The sequence below is a fragment of the Brevibacterium samyangense genome, from assembly GCF_039529845.1.
In the GTDB taxonomy this organism is placed as follows: Bacteria; Actinomycetota; Actinomycetes; order Actinomycetales; family Brevibacteriaceae; genus Brevibacterium; species Brevibacterium samyangense.
The window spans coordinates 153,775-172,814 of the sequence record NZ_BAAANO010000005.1 but is presented as its reverse complement, the minus strand read 5'-3'; the positions used below and the strand labels follow the sequence as shown (position 1 = coordinate 172,814).

At 68.2% G+C, this 19,040-nt stretch carries 16 protein-coding genes; 5 read left to right on the top strand and 11 right to left on the bottom strand.

The window, feature by feature from the left end; translation table 11 throughout:
* Positions 1–85: 85 nt before the first annotated feature.
* The 4 genes from ABD172_RS03045 to groES all read right to left on the bottom strand — a co-directional run bounded on the left by ABD172_RS03045 (position 86) and on the right by groES (position 5,110).
* Positions 86–1,390: a type III PLP-dependent enzyme domain-containing protein gene (locus ABD172_RS03045; RefSeq protein WP_344306823.1), complete on the bottom strand. Its 1,305-nt coding sequence runs from the start codon at positions 1,388–1,390 to the stop codon at positions 86–88.
* A gap of 62 nt (positions 1,391–1,452) precedes the next feature.
* Positions 1,453–2,988, bottom strand: a complete 1,536-nt coding sequence (locus ABD172_RS03040) for a class I adenylate-forming enzyme family protein (protein ID WP_344306821.1) — start codon at positions 2,986–2,988, stop codon at positions 1,453–1,455.
* A 181-nt stretch (positions 2,989–3,169) separates the two neighbouring features.
* Positions 3,170–4,762, bottom strand: a complete 1,593-nt coding sequence (groL, locus tag ABD172_RS03035) for a chaperonin GroEL (RefSeq protein WP_344306819.1) — start codon at positions 4,760–4,762, stop codon at positions 3,170–3,172.
* A gap of 54 nt (positions 4,763–4,816) precedes the next feature.
* Positions 4,817–5,110: a co-chaperone GroES gene (gene groES / locus ABD172_RS03030; protein WP_344306817.1), complete on the bottom strand. Its 294-nt coding sequence runs from the start codon at positions 5,108–5,110 to the stop codon at positions 4,817–4,819.
* A gap of 430 nt (positions 5,111–5,540) precedes the next feature.
* On the opposite strand from groES, the gene ABD172_RS03025 reads away from it, so the two are divergent.
* A complete protein-coding gene (locus ABD172_RS03025) occupies positions 5,541–7,280 on the top strand; it encodes an AMP-binding protein (RefSeq protein WP_344306815.1) in 1,740 nt (579 codons plus the stop codon).
* Positions 7,281–7,416: 136 nt separating this feature from the next.
* Here ABD172_RS03025 and ABD172_RS03020 read toward each other — a convergent pair whose 3' ends face one another.
* The 6 genes from ABD172_RS03020 to ABD172_RS02995 all read right to left on the bottom strand — a co-directional run bounded on the left by ABD172_RS03020 (position 7,417) and on the right by ABD172_RS02995 (position 14,107).
* Complete coding sequence (locus tag ABD172_RS03020) at positions 7,417–8,592, bottom strand: ubiquitin-like domain-containing protein (RefSeq protein ID WP_344306814.1); 1,176 nt, start codon at positions 8,590–8,592, stop codon at positions 7,417–7,419.
* The gene (locus ABD172_RS03015) at positions 8,556–9,788 is read right to left on the bottom strand and encodes a resuscitation-promoting factor (protein WP_344306812.1); all 1,233 of its coding nucleotides are present in this window, start codon (positions 9,786–9,788) and stop codon (positions 8,556–8,558) included. Before ABD172_RS03015 ends, ABD172_RS03020 begins: the two co-directional genes overlap by 37 nt.
* Before the next feature lie 299 nt (positions 9,789–10,087).
* Positions 10,088–11,008: a TatD family hydrolase gene (locus ABD172_RS03010; protein ID WP_344306810.1), complete on the bottom strand. Its 921-nt coding sequence runs from the start codon at positions 11,006–11,008 to the stop codon at positions 10,088–10,090.
* Between the two features lie 6 nt (positions 11,009–11,014).
* A complete protein-coding gene (metG, locus tag ABD172_RS03005; RefSeq protein WP_344306808.1) occupies positions 11,015–12,616 on the bottom strand; it encodes a methionine--tRNA ligase in 1,602 nt (533 codons plus the stop codon).
* Between the two features lie 86 nt (positions 12,617–12,702).
* On the bottom strand, positions 12,703–13,575 hold the full coding sequence (rsmI, locus tag ABD172_RS03000) for a 16S rRNA (cytidine(1402)-2'-O)-methyltransferase (RefSeq protein WP_344306806.1): 873 nt from the start codon (positions 13,573–13,575) through the stop codon (positions 12,703–12,705).
* A 4-nt stretch (positions 13,576–13,579) separates the two neighbouring features.
* Positions 13,580–14,107 carry a DUF4190 domain-containing protein gene (locus tag ABD172_RS02995; RefSeq protein ID WP_344306804.1) on the bottom strand — a complete coding sequence of 176 codons (528 nt, stop codon included), beginning with the start codon at positions 14,105–14,107 and terminating at the stop codon, positions 13,580–13,582.
* Between the two features lie 167 nt (positions 14,108–14,274).
* Here ABD172_RS02995 and ABD172_RS02990 point away from each other — a divergent pair, with 167 nt between their 5' ends.
* The 4 genes from ABD172_RS02990 (at position 14,275) to ABD172_RS02975 (ending at position 18,790) form a co-directional block, all read left to right on the top strand.
* Positions 14,275–16,050 carry a dolichyl-phosphate-mannose--protein mannosyltransferase gene (locus tag ABD172_RS02990; protein ID WP_344306802.1) on the top strand — a complete coding sequence of 592 codons (1,776 nt, stop codon included), beginning with the start codon at positions 14,275–14,277 and terminating at the stop codon, positions 16,048–16,050.
* 106 nt (positions 16,051–16,156) lie between these two features.
* Positions 16,157–17,344, top strand: a complete 1,188-nt coding sequence (locus ABD172_RS02985) for a cytidylyltransferase domain-containing protein (protein ID WP_344306800.1) — start codon at positions 16,157–16,159, stop codon at positions 17,342–17,344.
* Positions 17,345–17,372: 28 nt separating this feature from the next.
* Positions 17,373–18,257: an N-acetylneuraminate synthase family protein gene (locus ABD172_RS02980; RefSeq protein ID WP_344306798.1), complete on the top strand. Its 885-nt coding sequence runs from the start codon at positions 17,373–17,375 to the stop codon at positions 18,255–18,257.
* A gap of 248 nt (positions 18,258–18,505) precedes the next feature.
* Positions 18,506–18,790 (top strand): helix-turn-helix domain-containing protein, encoded by a 285-nt coding sequence (locus ABD172_RS02975; RefSeq protein WP_344306796.1) that lies wholly within the window; start codon positions 18,506–18,508, stop codon positions 18,788–18,790.
* Here ABD172_RS02975 and ABD172_RS02970 read toward each other — a convergent pair.
* The coding region (locus tag ABD172_RS02970; RefSeq protein WP_344306794.1) for a hypothetical protein at positions 18,791–19,040 on the bottom strand (250 nt) is incomplete at its 5' end. It lies immediately after the preceding gene.

The following is a 19,040-nucleotide window of genomic DNA, read 5'->3' as shown; positions in this document are numbered from 1 at the left end:
CGGTCGAGGGTCCATCCGACCCCGTTCGAGAAGGACACGGCCCGGCCGAACCGGCGGGGCGCCTCGGCGGTGGGCCTCGGATCGGTCACAGGCGGACGTCGAGGCCGGATTCGGCGACGAGTTCCTCGATCGTCTGCTGCTTGCGGATCTGCGTGAAGGCGACCTCGCCCGCGGCGTCCGCGGAGTACGCGTAGACGGCGGTGCGGGGCAGGGCGTTGTAGGCGAAGGGCGTCGAGAAGTAGTACGCGCCGGTGTCGTGGACGAGGGCGATGTCCTCCGGCTGGTACTCGGGCACCTCGTAGTCGCGGCCGATCATGTCGCCGGTGAAGCAGCACGGGCCGGCGAGGTCCTGGGTCATGACGGGCGCCTCGGAGGGCAGACCCTCCTTCGTGTACGTCGACACACGCAGCGGCCAGTGCTCGGGCATGAAGACGGTACGGGTCGCGACCTGGGCTCCGGCGTGGCCGATCGCGAAGCGGCGGTCGCCCACCTGCTTCGTGTACTCGATCTTCGTCGCGATCGAACCGGCCTTCGCCAGGAGGGACCGGCCGAACTCGGTGAGGACCATGTACTTCCCGCTGAAGAGTTCGGGGACCTCGCGCTTGAGGACGTCGGCGTAGTCGTGGTAGCTCGGGGTGATCTCGTCGGAGTCGAAGTTCACCGTGAGGCCGCCGCCGATGTCGAGGCGGTCGATCTGCGCGGAACCGGCCTGCGCGTTCACGTCCTCGGCGAGGGCGATGATGCGGCGGATGCCCTCGGCGGCGAGTTCGAGCGGGACGCCCTGGGAGCCGGAGTGGACGTGGAGCTGGGTGATCCACGGGCGCGCGACGATCGCGTCGACGAGTTCGGTGCGGGTCGCGTCGTCGATGATCGGGATGCCGAACTTCGTCGTCGTCGTGGCGGTCGACATCGCGGCGATCGAGCCGGTGCCGACGACCGGGTTCACGCGGACACCGATGACGGCGCTCGTCTCCCGGCCCTCCATGAGGGCGTCGAGCCGCGCCATCTCCTGGTAGTTGTCGATGTTCATCGCGGCACCGACCTCGAGCGCGTGCTCGATCTCCGGGAGCGTCTTCGCCGGGGAGTCGACGACGATCTTCTCGGGGGCGAAGCCGGCGGCCTCGGCCATCGCGAACTCACCGGGGCTCGCGACCTCGCACCCCATCCCGAGGTCCGCGAGGAAGCGGAGGATCGGCACCATCGTCGCGGCCTTGCAGGCGACTGTGTGGTTGGTGAGCGGGATCGCGTCGAAGGCGTTGTGGAGGGCCTCGACCTGACGCTTCACCGCATCGGTGTCGAGCAGTCCGACGACGGGCTGGTCGGTGCTGATGAGTCCGTTGTCGACGAGAGCGCGCACGGCGGCGTCGCGGTGTGTCACGAAGGTATCCATGGCCAAAAGTCTACTTTGCATACCTTTACGGTCCGATTTCGGGGCCCGCGCCTCCGTGACACTCACGCCCCGGCGACCATCTCCCGGAGCCGGTGCTTGAGGAGCTTCCCCGCGGGGTTGCGCGGCAACACGTCGACGACGAGGAGATCGCGGGGCACCTTGTACCGGGCGAGGGTGTCCGCGAGGAAATCGCGCAGAGCCGCGAGGTCGAGGTCCGTGTCCGCCTCCGTCGTGACGACGGCGACGACCTGTTCACCCCATTCCGGATCCGGCCGACCGACCACCGCGACGTCGACGACATCCGGATGCGCGATGATCGCCTCCTCGACCTCGAGCGAGAAGACATTCTCCCCGCCGACGATGATGACGTCCTTCATCCGGTCGACCACGTAGTAGTACCCGTCCTCGTCGACCCTAGCCACGTCCCCGGACCTGTACCACTCCCCCTCGAAGGCCGCTGCGGTCGCCTCGGGGTTGTTCAGGTACTCACGCATGCGGGTGTCGCCGGCGAACCAGATCTCCCCGGTCTCCCCCGGACCCGCGTCCCGGCCGTCGGCGGTGACCACGCGCATCCGGTTGCCCCACATCGCCTCCCGGCCCACCGAACCGGCCTTCCGCAGTTGGTCGTCGGGCCGGAGGATGCACCCGGTCGGCCCCATCTCGCTCATCCCGAAGAGGTTGTAGAACCGGTCGGTCCGGTAGGTCCCGATGAGCATCTGCGCGGTCTCGCGGTCGATCGGTGCTCCTCCGTAGTTCCAGATCCGCACCGAGGAGATGTCGTAGTCGGCGAAGTCCCGCCCGAGCTTCTTCGCCGCGTGGATCGGGGCGACGTATCCGACGGTCGGCGCGAAGAACACGGTCACCCGTTCCCGGGCGAGAATCTCCATGCACTCGACGGGGTCGTACTCGCGCATCATGACGACGGTGCCGCCGATGAACACCATCGGCAGCAGGATGATGTTGAGCGGCGCCGCGTGCCAGATCGGCATGCACATGAGGTACCGATCGCTCGGCAGGTACCCCATGTTGAGCGTGATGATCTGGGCGACCTGCACCATGTTCCGGTGCGGGTGCACGCACCCCTTGGGCGCGCTCGTCGTCCCCGAGGTGTAGAGCACCTGTGCGACGTCGTCCTCCGTCGGCCGTTCCGCCTCCGGAAGCACCGCGAGGTCGAAGGGCTCGGCCGCTCGGCACAGGGCGTCGAAGGACCCCGGCTCCTCGGTCTCGGTCTCGAGCCACGGGATGTCGGGATTCCCCTCGCGTGCGGTAACTGCCAGTTCTGCGCTCACGATCCCGAGGCGCATGCCCGAGTGCGTCGTCGTGTAGGCGACCTCCGGCGGACGGAGCTTGTGGTTCACCGGGATGAATGTGACCCCGAGGTACCACGCGCCGAATGCCGCGAACACGAATCCCGGCGTGTTGAAGGACATCACCCCGATCGTGTCGCCCCGCCGGATCCCCCGGTCGTACAGCACGCGGGCCGCGCGCAGCGATTCCTCGCGCAACTGCCCGTAGGTCCATCTCCGTTCGCCGAACACGAGCGCTTCCTTCTGCGGATCGCGTTCGACGGTGGCATCCAGCATCGTTCCGAGCTCCATTGCTCCTCCTGATCACGGTGACGGGGTCCGCCCGTCTCCTGCAGGAGAGTGAAACACACCGAACGGTCGTTCGGGAAGACGAGAACGCCCGAGGCGCCGGCCCCCTCGGGAGGGAACCAGCGCCTCGGGCGCGGAGGAGCTCGGCGCCGAAATGCTCGGCGCGGAGGTCACCGGAGGAGAATCACTTCTCCTCCTCGTCCTCCTTCTTGTCGACGACGAGGGCCTCGGTGGTGAGGACCAGCGCGGCGATGGAGGCGGCGTTGCGGAGAGCCGAACGCGTCACCTTCACCGGGTCGATGATGCCCTTGCCGATGAGGTCGCCGTACTCGCCGGTGGCGGCGTTGTAGCCCTCACCCGGCGCGAGTTCCGCGACCTTCGAGGCCACGACGTAACCGTCCTGGCCGGCGTTCTCGGCGATCCAGCGCAGCGGCTCGACGACCGCGCGGCGGACGATGTTCGCACCCGTCACGGCGTCGCCGGTGAGGCCGAGGTCCTGCTCGTCGAGCACCTTGACGGCGTGCACGAGAGCGGAACCGCCACCTGCGACGATGCCCTCCTCGATGGCGGCACGGGTCGCGGACACGGCGTCCTCGACACGGTGCTTGCGCTCCTTGAGCTCCACCTCGGTCGCGGCGCCCACCTTGATGACGGCCACGCCACCGGCGAGCTTCGCGAGGCGCTCCTGGAGCTTCTCGCGGTCCCAGTCGGAGTCGGTGTGCTCGACCTCGGCGCGGATCTGGGCGACGCGGGCAGCGACGTCCTCGTCCGAACCGGCACCGTCGACGACGGTGGTCGAGTCCTTGGTGATCCGCACCGAACGTGCGCTGCCGAGATCCTCGAGGGTCACCTGGTCGAGCTTCATGCCCATGTCCGCGGTGACGACCTGACCACCGGTGAGGGTGGCGAGGTCCTGGAGGATCGCCTTGCGGCGGTCACCGAAGCCGGGGGCCTTCACCGCGGCGACGTTGATGATGCCGCGGATCTTGTTGACGACGAGCGTGGAGAGCGCTTCGCCCTCGACGTCCTCGGCGACGATGACGAGCGGCTTGCCCGCCTGCTGGACCTTCTCGAGCACCGGGAGGAGATCCTGGATGTTCGAGATCTTGCCCTGGTTGATGAGGATGTAGGGGTCCTCGAGAAGGGCTTCCTGGCGATCCGCGTCGGTGACGAAGTACGGGGACAGGTAGCCCTTGTCGAACTGCATGCCCTCGGTGAACTCGAGCTCGACCTGGGCGGCCTGGCTCTCGTCGATCGTGATGACGCCGTCCTTGCCGACCTTGTCGAAGGCCTCGGCGATGAGGGCGCCGATCTCCGGGGACTGCGCGGAGAGCGCGGCCACGTAGGAGATCTCCTGGGAGTCGGCGACCTCGCGCGCGATCTCCTTGAGGCGGCCCTCGACGGCGTCGACGGCCTTCTCGATACCGATCTTGAGCTGCGCGGGGGCAGCGCCGGCGGCGACGTTGCGCAGGCCCTCGTGGACGAGTGCCTGGGCGAGAACGGTCGCGGTCGTGGTGCCGTCACCTGCGACGTCGTTCGTCTTGGTGGCGACCTCCTTGGCGAGCTGAGCGCCGAGGTTCTCGTACGGGTCGTTGAGTTCGACCTCGCGGGCGATGGTCACACCGTCGTTCGTGATCGTGGGGGCGCCCCACTGCTTGTCGAGCACGACGTTGCGGCCCTTGGGTCCGAGCGTCACCTTGACGGTGTTCGCCAGGACGTCGACTCCGCGTTCGAGGGACTTACGCGCCTCGTCGTCGAAGGAAAGGGTCTTGGCCATGATTCACACTTCCTGAAGTCCGGATGTACTGATGTACGGGTGGGTGAAGGGTGATCAGCCGATGACGGCGAGGACGTCGCGGGCCGAGAGCACGAGGTACTCGGCGCCGGCGTACTTGACCTCGGTTCCGCCGTACTTGGAGTAGATGACCTTGTCACCGACGGCGACGTCGAGCGGGATGCGGGTGCCGTTCTCGGCGACGCGGCCGGGGCCCACAGCGACGACTTCGCCCTCCTGCGGCTTTTCCTTGGCGGTGTCGGGGATGACCAGACCGGAAGCGGTGGTCTGCTCAGCCTCGACCTGCTTGATGACGATGCGATCCTCGAGCGGCTTGATGGAGACCGACATGCGGACACTCTCCTTCGTGTGTAGTCCGAGCCAACTGCCGACTGGGCACTGGCTTCTGAAGCACTGACTGTGCGGGGCCGGGCCGGTGGTGGGACGTGTTCCGTGCTCCCTCCGCTGGTGAAGGCGGGGTGCACGACGGCCCGGACCGGCGCTGATCCACTCGTCGTCGCGGGTGCCGAGCGGCTCGCATTCCGTCCCCGAGGGGGTTGGCACTCTCACCTCGAGAGTGCAAAAACCACACTAGGACCGCCGTTGGCACTCGGTCAACTCGAGTGCCAATGATGGCGTGAACTCCCAAGAAATCTCACGAACTCCCAGGAATTCACACCCGCAGCGCTCCCCTCCCACACCCGAAACCCCTCACGCCACGCCTCGAACATGCTTAAACTGACCGAACAACTGTTCGGCGAACGATGGAGTTCGATACCGCATGTTCAGCACCCCTGCAGAGATCTACGAGAACGCCTTCCGCAACTACGCCACCCTCGTGGCGGTCCGCGACGACACCCCCGGCGCGGCCTCCGGCGGCAGCGCGGCCGGTTCCTCCCCCGCCCGTACCTCCTCCACCGGCACGGACGGGCCCTCCGAATACACGTACCGGGACCTCCACGTGTGGTCCGACGCGGTCATGGACCAGCTCGACGAGCTCGGCGTGCAGCCGGGGGACGTCGTCTCGATGTTCGCGCGCAACCGCGTCGAGTGGCCGGTGCTCGAGACCGCGATCGCCCGCTTCGGCGCCACCCGCTCCCCCGCGAACTACATGTCGGCCCTCGACACGATCGTCTACCAACTCGGGTACGCCCGCACGAAGGTCCTCGTCGCCGACCACGACCTCGGCGCAGAACTCCTCCCGAAACTCGCGGCCGACCCCCTCACCCGCGACATCACGGTCGTCCAGCTCCGCGATCCGGAGGGCCGGTTGCTCCCCGGAGCGATCCCGCTCGTCGACCAGCCGCCCGCCGGGACGGCGCCGCACCGGGAATCGGTGAAGCACGATCCGCAGGGGCTCTCGACGATCAACTTCACCGGCGGCACCACCGGGAAGCCGAAGGCCGTCGCCCACACCCGCGCGTCCTCGGCCGCCGCCCTCTACATCCAGATCGTCGAGGCGGAGATCGCGACCTCGGAACGCATGCTCGTCATGTCCCCGCTCGCGCACTCGGCGGGCGCGTTCACCTCGGCCGGGATCGGGCGTGGGGCGAACGTGCGGATCCTCGACGGCTTCGACGCGGAGCGGACGGTGGACCTCCTCGAGTCCGACGGGATCACGTGGACGTTCATGGTGCCGACGATGATCTATCGGATACTCGACGTCGTCGAGGCGCGGCGCACCGGGGCCGGCGAGGGCACCTCGGCAGGTGAGGGCGCCTCGGCAGGAGGAGCGACACCCCACGATCAGCGCGCGTCGACGACGCCGCTCGACCTCCGCACCCTCGTGTACGGCGCCGCCCCGATGTCCCCGACCCGGCTCGAGCAGGGCCTGCGGCTCTTCGGCCGGGTGTTCGTCCAGCTCTTCGGCCAGACCGAGGCGCCGCAGTTCTGCACCTCGCTCGGCAAGCTCGACCACGACCTCGCGCGGCCCGAGCTCCTCGCGAGCTGCGGCAATCCGACGCTCTTCACCCAGGTGCAGGTCGCGGACGAGGACGGGAACTTCCTCGCGCCGGGCGAACTCGGCGAGATCGTCGTGAAGACCCCGTTCGCGCTCCGCGAATACCTCGGCAACCCGGAGGCGACGGCGGAGAAGTTCTTCGGCGACTGGGTCCGGACGGGCGACATGGGTGTGCGCGACGAGAACGGGTACTTCTACCTCAAGGACCGCCGCAACGACATGATCATCTCCGGCGGCTTCAACGTGTACTCCCGTGAGGTCGAGGACGCGGTCACCGCGCATCCGCAGGTCGCACAGGCGGCGGTCATCGGCATCCCGCACGAGGACTGGGGCGAGGCGGTGCACGCGTACGTCGTCTCCCGCGACGGCACGCCCGAGGCGCCCCACGGTTCCCTCACCGAGCTCGAGGTCTGCGAGTTCACCCGGGGGAAAGTCGCGAACTACGCCCGCCCGAAGTCCGTCACCTTCGTGCCGGACCTGCCCCTCACCCCGTTCGGCAAGATCGACAAGAAGGTGCTGCGCGCGCCGCACTGGGAGAACCGCACCCGCGCGATCGGCTGAGCACGGTTGCCGGGCACGGAAGAGTTCGATGAACACGGTTCGCGCGAACCGTGTTCATCGAACTCTTCCGTGTCGTAGACGGAAATCTGCACGCTCGGAGACATCGGACGTCACCCTGGCTGCGATCGGCGCTGCGTCAGGCGCAGGCCCACTGTCCCCAGCCCGCCTTCTGCTGGAGGATCTTCGCACGTTCGAACTGCTCCTTCGGGGAGGCATCGATCGGGTTGCCCGTGCCGCCGACGGACTCCCAGGTGGCCTGCTTGAACTGGAAGAGGCCGAAGTGCGCGTTGTTCTGCTGGTTGACCGCACGCGGGTTGAACGTGGACTCGCACTTGACGAGTTCGTACCACCGCGAGCCGGGGCCGCCGAGCATCGCCTTGATCTCCTCGGTCGTCATGTCCATGGGGTCCTTCGTCCCCTCGACGACGACCTCCTCGACGGGTTCCTCGAGGACCTTCTCGGAGAGCTCCTTCTTCGACACTTCTTCGCCGTCGACCGTGCGGACCTCGTAGACGACCTCGCGCTTGCCGTCCTTGCCCTCGGTCGTCACCTCGGTCTCACCGATCTCCATGTCGTCCGATTCCTCGGTCTTCACGGGATGCTCGATGGCCTCCTCCTCGGTCCGCTGTTCGACGGTCACGCGCATGACCTGCACGTTCTGGCCGTCGGTGGCGGGGGCGTCGAGGGGGACCGAGACGATGTCGTCGTTGTCGACGGTGATCCCGGCGGAGTCGAGGACGTCGGCCACCGTGGAGGCCGCCTCGTCGACCTTGTGGGTCTCCCCGTCCGCGGAGACACTCACCGACTTCGGGGTGACGACCTCGACCGCGGAGACTCCGTCGGTGACCGTCTCCGAGGCGAGTGCGGCATCGAGGTCCGTGGACACCTCGGCGTTCTCGGCGTCGATCCCGAGGTCCGCGAGGGCCGCACCGACGGTGTTCGCCGTCGTCGTCTCCTCGGTGGTGACACCGTCGACCGTGACGTCGACGGTCTTCGTCGTATTCACGACGATGTCCATGCCCCGGTCGACCGAGGCGCCACGGCCCGGCAGCACCTGGTCACGTTCCGAGAGGTCGAGTTCCTGGGCCGCGATGACCTCGTCGACGCTCGTGCCGAAGGTCCGGACCTCCTGGGTCTCGCCGTCGACGGTGACCGTCACCGGCTTGTTGAGGACCACGAAGGCACCGGTCCCGACGACGAGGCCACCGATGACGACGGACTGGGCAGCGATCTGCACCGCGCGATTGCGAAGGATGTCCATGGGAGTGCTCCCGCTCAGCGGATTCCGAGCTTCGAGGTGCAGCTCGGCCATGCGCCCCATCCCTGGGACGCCTGGACCTTCTCGGCGATGTCGATCTGCTGTTCGCGGGTCGCCTGGTGGGCGTACTCGGCGTACTTCCCACCACCGAAGGCCTTCCACGTGGAGGCGGAGAACTGGAGGCCACCGTAGTAGCCGTTACCGGTGTTGATCGACCAGTTGCCGGTGGACTCGCACTGCGCGAGCTGGTCCCACACCGAGCCGGAGGGCACGGTGGGCGCGTCCGCACCGGTGTTACCGGAGCCCGAGTCGTCGGAGGAGCTGCCGGAATCGCTCGAGGAGCTCGAGGAGCTCGAGGACGAGCTGCTCTCCGGCTCCGGCTCGGGGGCCGGCTTCTCCTTCGTGCCCTTGAGGACGACCTCGTCGACCGGCTCGGCGGTGACCTTCTCGGAGATCTTCTCCTTCGAGGCTTCATCACCGTCGATCGTCCGGACGGCGTACACGATCTCCTTCGAACCGTCCTTCCCCTCGGTCTCGACCTCGGTCTCGCCCTCGTAGAGGTCGTCGGTCTCCTTCGTGACGGTCTCGTGCGCGATCGATTCGGTCTCGGTCACTTGGGAGTCCTCGACGGCCATGACGTCGACGGTCTGGCCGTCGGCGACGGGCGCGGCCAGGGGGATCGACACGATGTCGTTGTCGTCGAGTTCCACTCCGGCGGCGTCGAGGACGTCGGCGACGGAGGACACGACGTTGTCGACCTTCTTCACCTCGCCGGCAACATTCACCTTGACGGTCTTCGCGGTGACGACGTCGATCGCCTCGGCACCCTCGACCCCGGTCGCGGAGGCGAGCGGTTCCTCGAGATCGGCCGACACCTCGGCGCCCTCGGCATCGACACCGAGGTCGGAGAGGGCCTGGCCGACGGTGTTCGCGTTCGTGGTCTCCGTGGTCGTCACACCGTCGACGGTGAGTTCGACGTCCTTCGCGGTGTTGACGACGATGTTCATGCCGCGTTCGACGGAGGCCGAACGACCGGGCTGCACCTGGTCGCGTTCCTCGAAGTCGACGTCCTGCGCCGCGAGGACCTCGTCGACCGTGTTGCCGAAGGTACGGACCTGCTGCTGCTCACCGTCGACCGTCATGGTGACCTGCTTGTTGAGTCCGATGAAGGCACCGGTGCCGCAGACGAGGGCGCCGATGACGACGACCTGCCCGGCGATGAGGGCCTTCTTCTTGCGCGAAGCATTCACGAGGTGGAAATCCAATCGATTGCGGACATCGGCCCTTTCGACCGTGGCCTGGGTACGACGGCACACAGAGCCGCCGCAGCCCCAATAGCGTAACCGAACCGTTATGTTCGCCGCAATTTCGTTACGTAGGAAATCCGGCGCAGTCCCGTGTCGCTGCCCGGCCGAGGCGCCGCACCGTGTTCTCCTGCGCTCTCACCTGGCCCGACGGACGCGAGCCGGGTCACACGCGGCACGCCGCGCGAGGAAGATCACGGTCCCGCCACAACCCGGAATCGGACCCGGGAGCGGCACCGAGCCGGTCACCGGTCCCAGCTGCCGAACACCCTCCCGGCGTTCTCGGTGACGAGGCGCGCGATCTCCTCCTCGGTCGTGTCCCGGACCTCGGCGAGCTTCCGGATCGTGAGCGCGGTGAGATAGGGGCCGCCCGGCTTCCCGCGGTGGGGCACCGGGGTGAGGAACGGCGCGTCGGTCTCCGAGAGGAGGAGTTCGGGCGGCACGATCGCTGCCGCGTGCCGCAGCCCGTCCGCGTTCTTGAACGTGATGTTCCCGGCGAAGGACATGTAGTACCCGCGCTCGGCGCACTCGCGGGCCATCTCCACGTCACCGGAGAAGCAGTGGAAGACCGTGCGCTCGGGGGCACCGACTTCCCGGAGGATCCGCAGGACGTCGGCGTGCGCCTCGCGGTCGTGGATCTGGAGGGCGATCCCGAGTCGTTTGGCGATCTCGATGTGCGCGCGGAAGGACTCCTCCTGGGCGGCGAGGCCGTCACCGTCGGTGCGGAAGTAGTCGAGTCCGGTCTCCCCGACGACACGCATGCGTTCGCCCGCGCACAACTGCTCGATCTCCGTGAGCGACTCCTCGAGTAGACCGGCGGCGGCGAGGCGGGGCGCCTCGTTCGGGTGGATCGCCGCGCCGCCGAGCATCCAGTCGCGACCGGCCGCGGCCTCCGCCTCCACCGTCGCGGCGGTCCAGCGGGCCGCACCCATCTCGCACCCGATCTGCACGATCCGGGTGATCCCGGCGGCGAACGCGGTCTCCCGGAACCAGTCGAGGCTCGGGAACTCCTCACCCTCGGACGGGTCCACCTCCGGAGCGGGTTCCCCCGCCTTGAGCGGGCCCCGGGCGCCGGTGCAGATGTCGAGATGCGTGTGCGTGTCGACCCCGGGGACGGCGAGCGGCTCCGGGACGGCCGGGTACGAGCCTGCGGCGCGCGATGCCATGGAAGGTCAGTCCTCCTGGTACTTCGGGAACACGGGAGCCGGTGCCGGCAACGGGGTACCGGCGACGAGCGGCGAGTCGATCGCCGCGAACATGCGTTCGGGGACGAGCGCACCCTGGGCGTTCGGCGCCTCGAGGGCGGCAGCAACGGAATCCGCCGAGGCGCCCGCCGCGTCCGCCGCTCCCGGCACACCCAGCAGGTCGAGGACCTTCCCGGCGGCGGTCGGCATGACCGGCTGCGCGAGGAGGGAGACGATACGGACGACCTCCAGGGTCACCCAGAGGACCGTCTCCATCCGGGCGGCGTCCGTCTTGCGGAGCTTCCAGGGTTCCTGGACCGTGAAGTACTTGTTGGCGGCGGCGAGCACCTTCCACGCGGCATCGACGTAGAGGTGGATGTTCTGCGCGTCGATGTGCTCGCGGGCGGCGGGCAGGACGGCACGGGCGGCGGCGAGGAGGGCCTCGTCGTCGGCGGTGAGCTCGCCCGGGGTGGGGACGGCGGCTCCGCAGTTCTTCGCGACCATCGAGAGCGAGCGCTGGGCGAGGTTGCCGTACTCGTTCGCGAGGTCCGTGTTCATGCGGGTGACGATGCCCTCGTGGCTGTAGGACCCGTCCTGGCCGTAGGAGATCTCCCGGAGGAAGAAGAACCGAACCGTGTCGAGGCCGTACTCGGCGATGAGCGCGTGCGGGTCGACGACGTTGCCGACCGACTTCGACATCTTCTCGCCCTTGTTGAAGAGGAAGCCGTGGGCGTGGACGCGCTTCGGCAGTTCGATGCCGGCGCTCATGAGGAAGGCGGGCCAGTAGACCGCGTGGAAGCGGGCGATGTCCTTGCCGATGATGTGGACGTCGGCCGGCCACCACGTCGCGAAGGAGTCCGCGTCACCGGGGAATCCGGCACCCGTGAGGTAGTTCGCGAGGGCGTCGACCCACACGTACATCACGTGCTTCTCGTTGCCGGGGACCGGAACGCCCCAGTCGAAGGTGGTGCGGGAGATCGAGAGGTCCTTGAGACCGGAGCCCACGAAGGAGGCGACCTCGTTGCGGCGGACGTCGGGGCCCACGAACTCGGGGTGCTCGGAGTAGAGCGCGAGCAGCTTGTCCTGGTAGGCGGAGAGGCGGAAGAAGTACGACTCCTCCTCGGTCCACTCGACCTCGGTGCCGGTCGTGATCGCCCGGCGGACCCCGTCGACGACCTCGGTCTCGTCCTCCGCGAAGTACGCCTCGTCGCGGACCGAGTACCACCCGGAATAGGAGTCGAGGTAGATGTCGCCTTTCGCCTCCATGCGGCGCCAGAGCTCCTGCGCGCACTCGAGGTGGTCGGCGTCCGTCGTGCGGATGAACCGGTCGTAGGAGGAACCGACGGTGTCCTGGAGTTCGCGGAACACCGCGGCGTTGCGGTCGGCGAGCTCGCGGGCGGTGACGCCCTCCTTCTCCGCGGTCTGCTGCATCTTGAGACCGTGCTCGTCCGTGCCGGTGAGGAAGAAGACCTCTTCGCCGTCGAGGCGCTTGAACCGAGCGAGGGTGTCTGCGGCGATGTACTCGTAGGCATGGCCGATGTGGGGGACACCGTTCGGGTACGCGATCGCGGTCGTGATGAAGAAGCTCATGATCCCGAAGTCTAACGGCGGGCACGGACGCGCCCGCACCGGGCGAGTCCGTCACCGGGAGCGGGGGCCGGCCCCCGCTGTCGGCCTCACTCCTCGCGGTGCAGGTACGCCTCGTACACCTCGCGGGTGGAGACACCGTGACGGGCGGCGATCTCCTGGGCGGCCTTCTTCGCGCGCATACCGCCGTCGACGAGTCGGATCATCTCCCCGAGGTGGTCGGCCGCTGCGGTCCGCTCCCCCGAGTGCCCGGCGATCACGAGCGTGAGTTCCCCGCGCAGCCCTTCGGCAGCGAGGTCCGCGAGTTCGCCGGTGGTGCCGCGCAGGACCTCCTCGTAGGTCTTCGTGAGTTCCCGGTTGATCGTCATCGGGCGATCGGGGCCGAACGCCGCGACGACGTCGTCCATCGCCTCGGCGACCCGGTGGGGGCTCTCGAAGAACACCATCGTGCGGGTCTCCCGTGCGAGGTCCGCGAGGAACCGGGCCCGCTCCCCCGCCTTGCGCGGCAGGAACCCCTCGAAGGAGAAGCGGTCGCTCGGCAGGCCGGAGAGGGCGAGCGCGGTGAACACGGCGGACGGCCCCGGTGCCGAGGTGACCCGCAGGCCGCGCCCGGCGACCTCCTTCACCACCCGGTAGCCGGGATCGGAGACCGCGGGCATGCCGGCGTCGGTGAGGAGGACGACCGTCTGCCCCGCGGCGACGGCGTCCGCGAGGTCACCGGCCCGGTCCTGTTCGTTGTGGTCGAAGACGCTCACGATCCGCGCGGTGTGGGTGATCCCGAGGCGATCGGCGAGCCCGAGGAACCGGCGGGTGTCCTCCGCGGCGATGACATCGGCGCGTTCGATCGCCTCGCGCATGTGGGGTGAGGCATCGGTGAGGTTCCCGATGGGCGTACCGACGAGGACGAGGGCACCGTCCGCCTGCGCGGAGGTGCCCTCGGAGAGGTGGGTGGTGGTGTTCATGGGGTCAGTACGTCGACGCCGTGACGCCGATCATCACGAAGATGAAGACGAAGTAGAGGACCCAGAAGACGATCCAGCCGATCACCGACACATAGCCGGTGATGAGGCCCCACAGCGCCATGCCGTCGCCCTGTTCACCCGACTGCTTGATCTGCTTGCGCGCGATGTGGCCGCAGATGATGCCGGCGACACCGGTGACGAAGGTGAAGAAGCCCATGATGCCCATGACGAGCGCGAGGATCGCGAGGGTGTTCGTCGCCGGTTGGGCGTACACGACCTGCTGACCGTAACCCTGCTGGGCGTAGGGATCCGGCTGTCCGTACCCCTGCTGCGCATAGGGGTCCTGCTGACCGTAGGGCTGCGCACCCGCACCGTACTGTCCGGCCCCGTACTGTCCCGCGGCGTAGGGGTCCTGCGCGCCGGGCTGTCCGGAACCGTATGCGGCGGGATTCGAACCGTACTGCGGAGTGCCCTCCGGGTATCCGGCACCGGGCTGGAACTGGGAGTGGGGATCGTACGGGTTCTGGGACATTCCATCCACCTCTGTCGACTGCGCGTGCGGTAACCCCAGCCTAGTGAACGAACATGAGCGTCGGCCCACAGCGAGGTCACGGATCCGTTGCAGGGTGCGTGACCTGGCTCTCATCCGCGTGACCTCCCCCGCTCGGCGTGCCGACGCCCCGTGGCAGACTGACGTCCGTGACGTCCTCCACCTCCGAGCTCTCCACCTCCGCACCGGGCTCACATCCGCACACCCCGCAGGGCTTCGTCACCTCGGCACGCCGGACCGTGCGGAACCTGCCGTTCGGTGTACTCGCCTGGCTGTTCCCCGGGCTCGTCGCCCTCGTCGGCGGTCTCCTGCGGTTCATCCGCCTCGGCTTCCCCGGAACCCTCGTGTTCGACGAGACCTACTACGTCAAGGACGGATGGACCCTCGTCCACAACGGCTACGAGAGCGAGTGGCCGGAGGAACCGAACCCCGAGTTCGAGGCGGGCAACACCGACATCTTCCTCGACGACCCCAGTTATGTCGTCCACCCGCCGCTCGGCAAGTGGCTCATCGGCTGGGGCATGCAGGTCTTCGGCGCGGATTCCCCGTTCGCCTGGCGGTTCTCCGCCGCCCTCGTCGGTACCCTCTCGATCCTCCTGCTCGGATACTTCGCCGCGCGGCTCTTCCGTTCTGTGTGGATCGGGACGATCGCCGCGGGCCTCCTCGCGTTCGACGGTGTGCACTTCACGCACTCGCGCACCTCGCTGCTCGACCTCTTCCTCATGTTCTTCGTGCTCCTCGGGTTCGGGTTCCTCGTCCTCGACCGGGAGCAGGCCCGAGCGTCCCTCGCCCGGCGACTCGCCGCCGGCGGGCACGGCGGAGCACACCCCGGCCGAGGCGCCGGCCCCGGTTCCGGCACCGCCCGCGCCACCGGACTCCCCGGCCTTCTCGACCGCCTCCTCCCGGCCTCGTTCGGTCCCGTGCTGTGGTGGAGGCCGTGGCGCCTCGCGGCCGGGATCTCCCTCGGGTGCGCAATGGGCGTCAAGTGGTCGGGGCTCTACGCGCTCGCGGTGTTCGGTCTGCTCGCGGTGTTCTGGGACGTGTCGATGCGCCGGGCCGCCGGTATCCGCCATCCGTGGCTCGCGGCGCTCACGAAGGACGCGGTGCCGGCGTTCCTCATGCTCGTCCCCGTCGCGTTCGTCACCTACGTCGTCTGTTGGACGGGGTGGATCGTCACCTCCGGCGGGTGGGACCGCACATGGGCGGCGAACAACCACGGCTGGTGGGACTTCCTGCCGGACTGGATCCCCTCGCTCGCGCACTACCACTACACCGCGTACACGTTCCACGTGGGTCTCGCCTCCGAGCACCCGTACATGTCGAACCCCTGGGGCTGGATCGTCCAGTGGCGACCGACGTCCTTCTACTACGAGTCCCCCCAGGCCGGCGACCCCGGCTGCGACTTCCCCGGGGTCGACTCCTGTTCGGCCGCGATCCTCTCCGTCGGCAACCCGGTGATCTGGGGACTCGCACCGCTCGCGGTCCTCGCGCTCATCGGCCTGTGGCTGCTGCGGCGCGACTGGCGCGCCGGCGGGATCCTCGCCGGGCTCCTCGCCACGTGGGCGCCGTGGTTCCTCTACCAGGAGCGGACGATCTTCACCTTCTACACGATCGTCATGGTGCCCTTCGTCGTCCTCGCACTCGCGTACTGCCTCGGACTCCTGTGGGGCCGGGCACCGGCGGTCGGCGCCGGACCGGCGCCGGGGCAGGGCGCCTCGGGCCGGGATGCCGACTCTCCCGCGCCGAGGCGCTTCGCCCGCTGGGCACCGCACCTGCCGGTCGCGCTCGTGGCCCGCAGGCTCGTCGTGGGACTCGTGCTCGTCGCCGTCGTCGGCGCCTTCGCCTTCTACTACCCGATCTGGACCGGGCACACGATCCCCTACGACGCGTGGCGGTTGCGGATCCTCAATCCGACCTGGATCTGATCGTTCCCGCAACCGGTCCGTTGCGGAGTTCCGTTTCGGACACGTGGCGGGTAGGTCACGAAGGTGTCACGGCTTCCCAGGTCGCTGGTGTACCGTGAGAAGCCTTGTGACTGATCAATCTACGAAGAATGCACCCCGCGCGGTCGCGATCATTCCCGCGCGTGGCGGCTCAAAAGGCATCCCGCTCAAGAATCTGCAGAAGGTGGCAGGCAAGACCCTGCTGGCCCGCGCGGTCGAAGCTGCAGTGCATGCGCAGGGCATCGACCTCGTCGTCGTCTCCACCGACCACGACGGCATCGCAGCGGAGGCGCAGCGCGCCGGCGCGACCGTGATCCGCCGCCCCGACGCCATCTCCGGCGACCTCGCCTCGAGCGAAGCGGCCCTCCTGTACACGCTCGATCAGCTCGCCGAACAGGGCAAGACGTTCGAGCTCACGGCTTTCGTGCAGTGCACCTCGCCCTTCATCGACCCGCAGAACATCGACCGTGCGATCGGTCGCGTCGTCTCCGGTGAGGCCGACGTCGTGTTCTCCGCGGTCGAGGACCACAGCTTCCTCTGGACGCTCGACGAGGCCGACGGCAGCGCCGTGGCCGTGGGGCACGACGCCTCGTTCCGTCCGCGTCGCCAGGACCGGAAGATCCACTACAACGAGACCGGTGCCTTCTACATCATGCGCACCGACGGTTTCCGTGAGACCGGTCACCGTTTCTTCGGGCGGGTGGAGATCGAGGAGGTCCCGCCCGAGCACGCGCAGGAGATCGACTCGATGTCCGATCTCACCCTCGTGCGTGCGATGGCCAAGGCCCACGAGGACACCTCGGCGCTCGACGTGGATGCCCTCGTCACGGACTTCGACGGCGTCCACACGGACGACGCGGGTTACGTGGACGAGAACGGTAAGGAAATGGTTCGCGTCTCCCGCGGCGACGGTATGGGGGTCTCGCGCCTGGCGAAGGCCGGATTCCCGTTCCTCGTTCTCAGCAAGGAACGCAATGAGGTCGTCACCCGCCGCGCGGAGAAACTCCGTGTCGAGGTCGCCCAGGGCATCGACAACAAGGCCGAAGTCCTCATGAAGTGGATGGCGGACAAGGGGCTCGACCCCGCTCGCGTCGCGTATGTCGGCAACGACATCAACGACCTCGAAGCCTTCAGCGTCGTCGGTTGGCCCATCGCCGTTGCCGACGCCCATCCCTCGGTCCTCACCGCTGCGCGCCTGGTATTGTCCAGGCGCGGAGGTCACGGCGCGGTCCGTGAGGTGTGCGACCTCATCCCTGATGCAACCCTCAATCGTTGACACGTTCGACTACCAGAAAGAAGTTCTCATGACTGTGAACGAGATCAAGCCGGTCGCTTTCGGCGATATCCTTGTCGGTCCCGGCCAGCCTGTCTACGTCATCGGCGAGATCGGCATCAACCACAACGGTGACGTCGAGATCGCCAAGCAGCTCATGGACGTTGCCGCCGAAGCCGGCGCGCAGGCCGTGAAGTTCCAGAAACGCAACCCCGACGTCGCGGTCCCGGAGGACCAGAAGTCGAAGCCCCGCTCCACCCCCTGGGGCGAGATGACGTACCTCGAGTACAAGTTCCGTGTCGAGTTCGAGGACGCCGAGTACACGGAGATCGACGCGTACGCGAAGGAGAAGGGCCTGCAGTGGTTCGCTTCGCCGTGGGACATCGACTCCGTGAACTTCCTCGAGAAGTTCGACGCCGTCGTCTACAAGATCGCCTCGGCCTCCGTGACCGACCTCGAGCTCCTCAAGGCCGTCGCCGCGACCGGTAAGCCCGTCATCCTCTCGACCGGTATGTCGACCCTCGAGCAGATCGACGTCGCCGTGAAGACCCTCGGCACCGAGAACCTCACCCTCATGCACGCGACCTCGACCTACCCGCTCCCGCCGGAGGAGGCCAACCTCCTCGCGATCCCGGCCCTCCGCGAGCGCTACGGCGTGCCGGTCGGGTACTCGGGACACGAGCTCGGTACCTCGATCTCGCTCGCCGCTGTCGCCCTCGGTGCGAACACCCTCGAGCGTCACATCACCCTCTCCCAGGACATGTGGGGCTCGGACCAGAAGGCTTCCATGGAGCCCGAGGAGTTCAAGACCCTCGTCGAGCAGGTCCGCGTCGTCGAGGTCGCCCTCGGTGACGGCAAGAAGCGCGTCATGCCGGGCGAGGAGTCCAAGATCGAATCCCTTCGCGTCGTCAAGTGACGCATCCCTCGCCGAGGTGCGTGGCGCCTCGGTGAGAGGGCCTCACGGCCGGTCGTTCCCCCGGGAACGGCCGGCCGTTGTCGTACCCGGGACCGGGGGCCGGCGTGAACGGAGTGGAACACGGAGCGGGGGAATTGCTGACAGTCGGCACTGGGCCCTTTCCGGCCCGGCTTCCGTGCGGCAGACTGGGACGACACATCACGTGGACTGCGCACGTACTGCATCACCGTCGATCAGGAGGTCCTGCCATGTCGATCGCCCACTACTTCTCGGAAGCCGGGGAGAAGCACAGCGTCCCCCACGCGAACTCCGAGGCCACCTCGCGGTTCTTCACGAAGCTCAAGCGTGCCCGGATGGTCGCCAGGATCCCCCAGAACGAACTCGCCGACAGCATGGGGGTACCGGTGTCGGACATCGACGCGATCGAGAACGGCTCTCCCGATGTGAGTGTCGGGACCGTCATCAAGTACCTCGACGCGATCGGCGCGGTGTTCGACGTCGACGTCGTGCCGTGCTGGAAGAAGTCGGCGTAGTCAGCCGCGGGCCAGCCGCACGATCCGTGCGGCCTTCCGCACCGCCCTTCCGGCGACCTTCCGTGCTCCGTGCAGAGCCACCCGGGCCGTCGTCCCGACGTTCCGGTTCTCGGCCGTCTCCCCCGACCGCCGAGGCGCCGCACCGGCTCCCGAGCGCGTCACCGTCTCCTCGCCGCGGGGCCGCGGTCCCGCCTCGAGCGCGGCCCGCCCCTGCGGCCAGTACGCGAGGACGTCGCCCACGGCGCCCGCC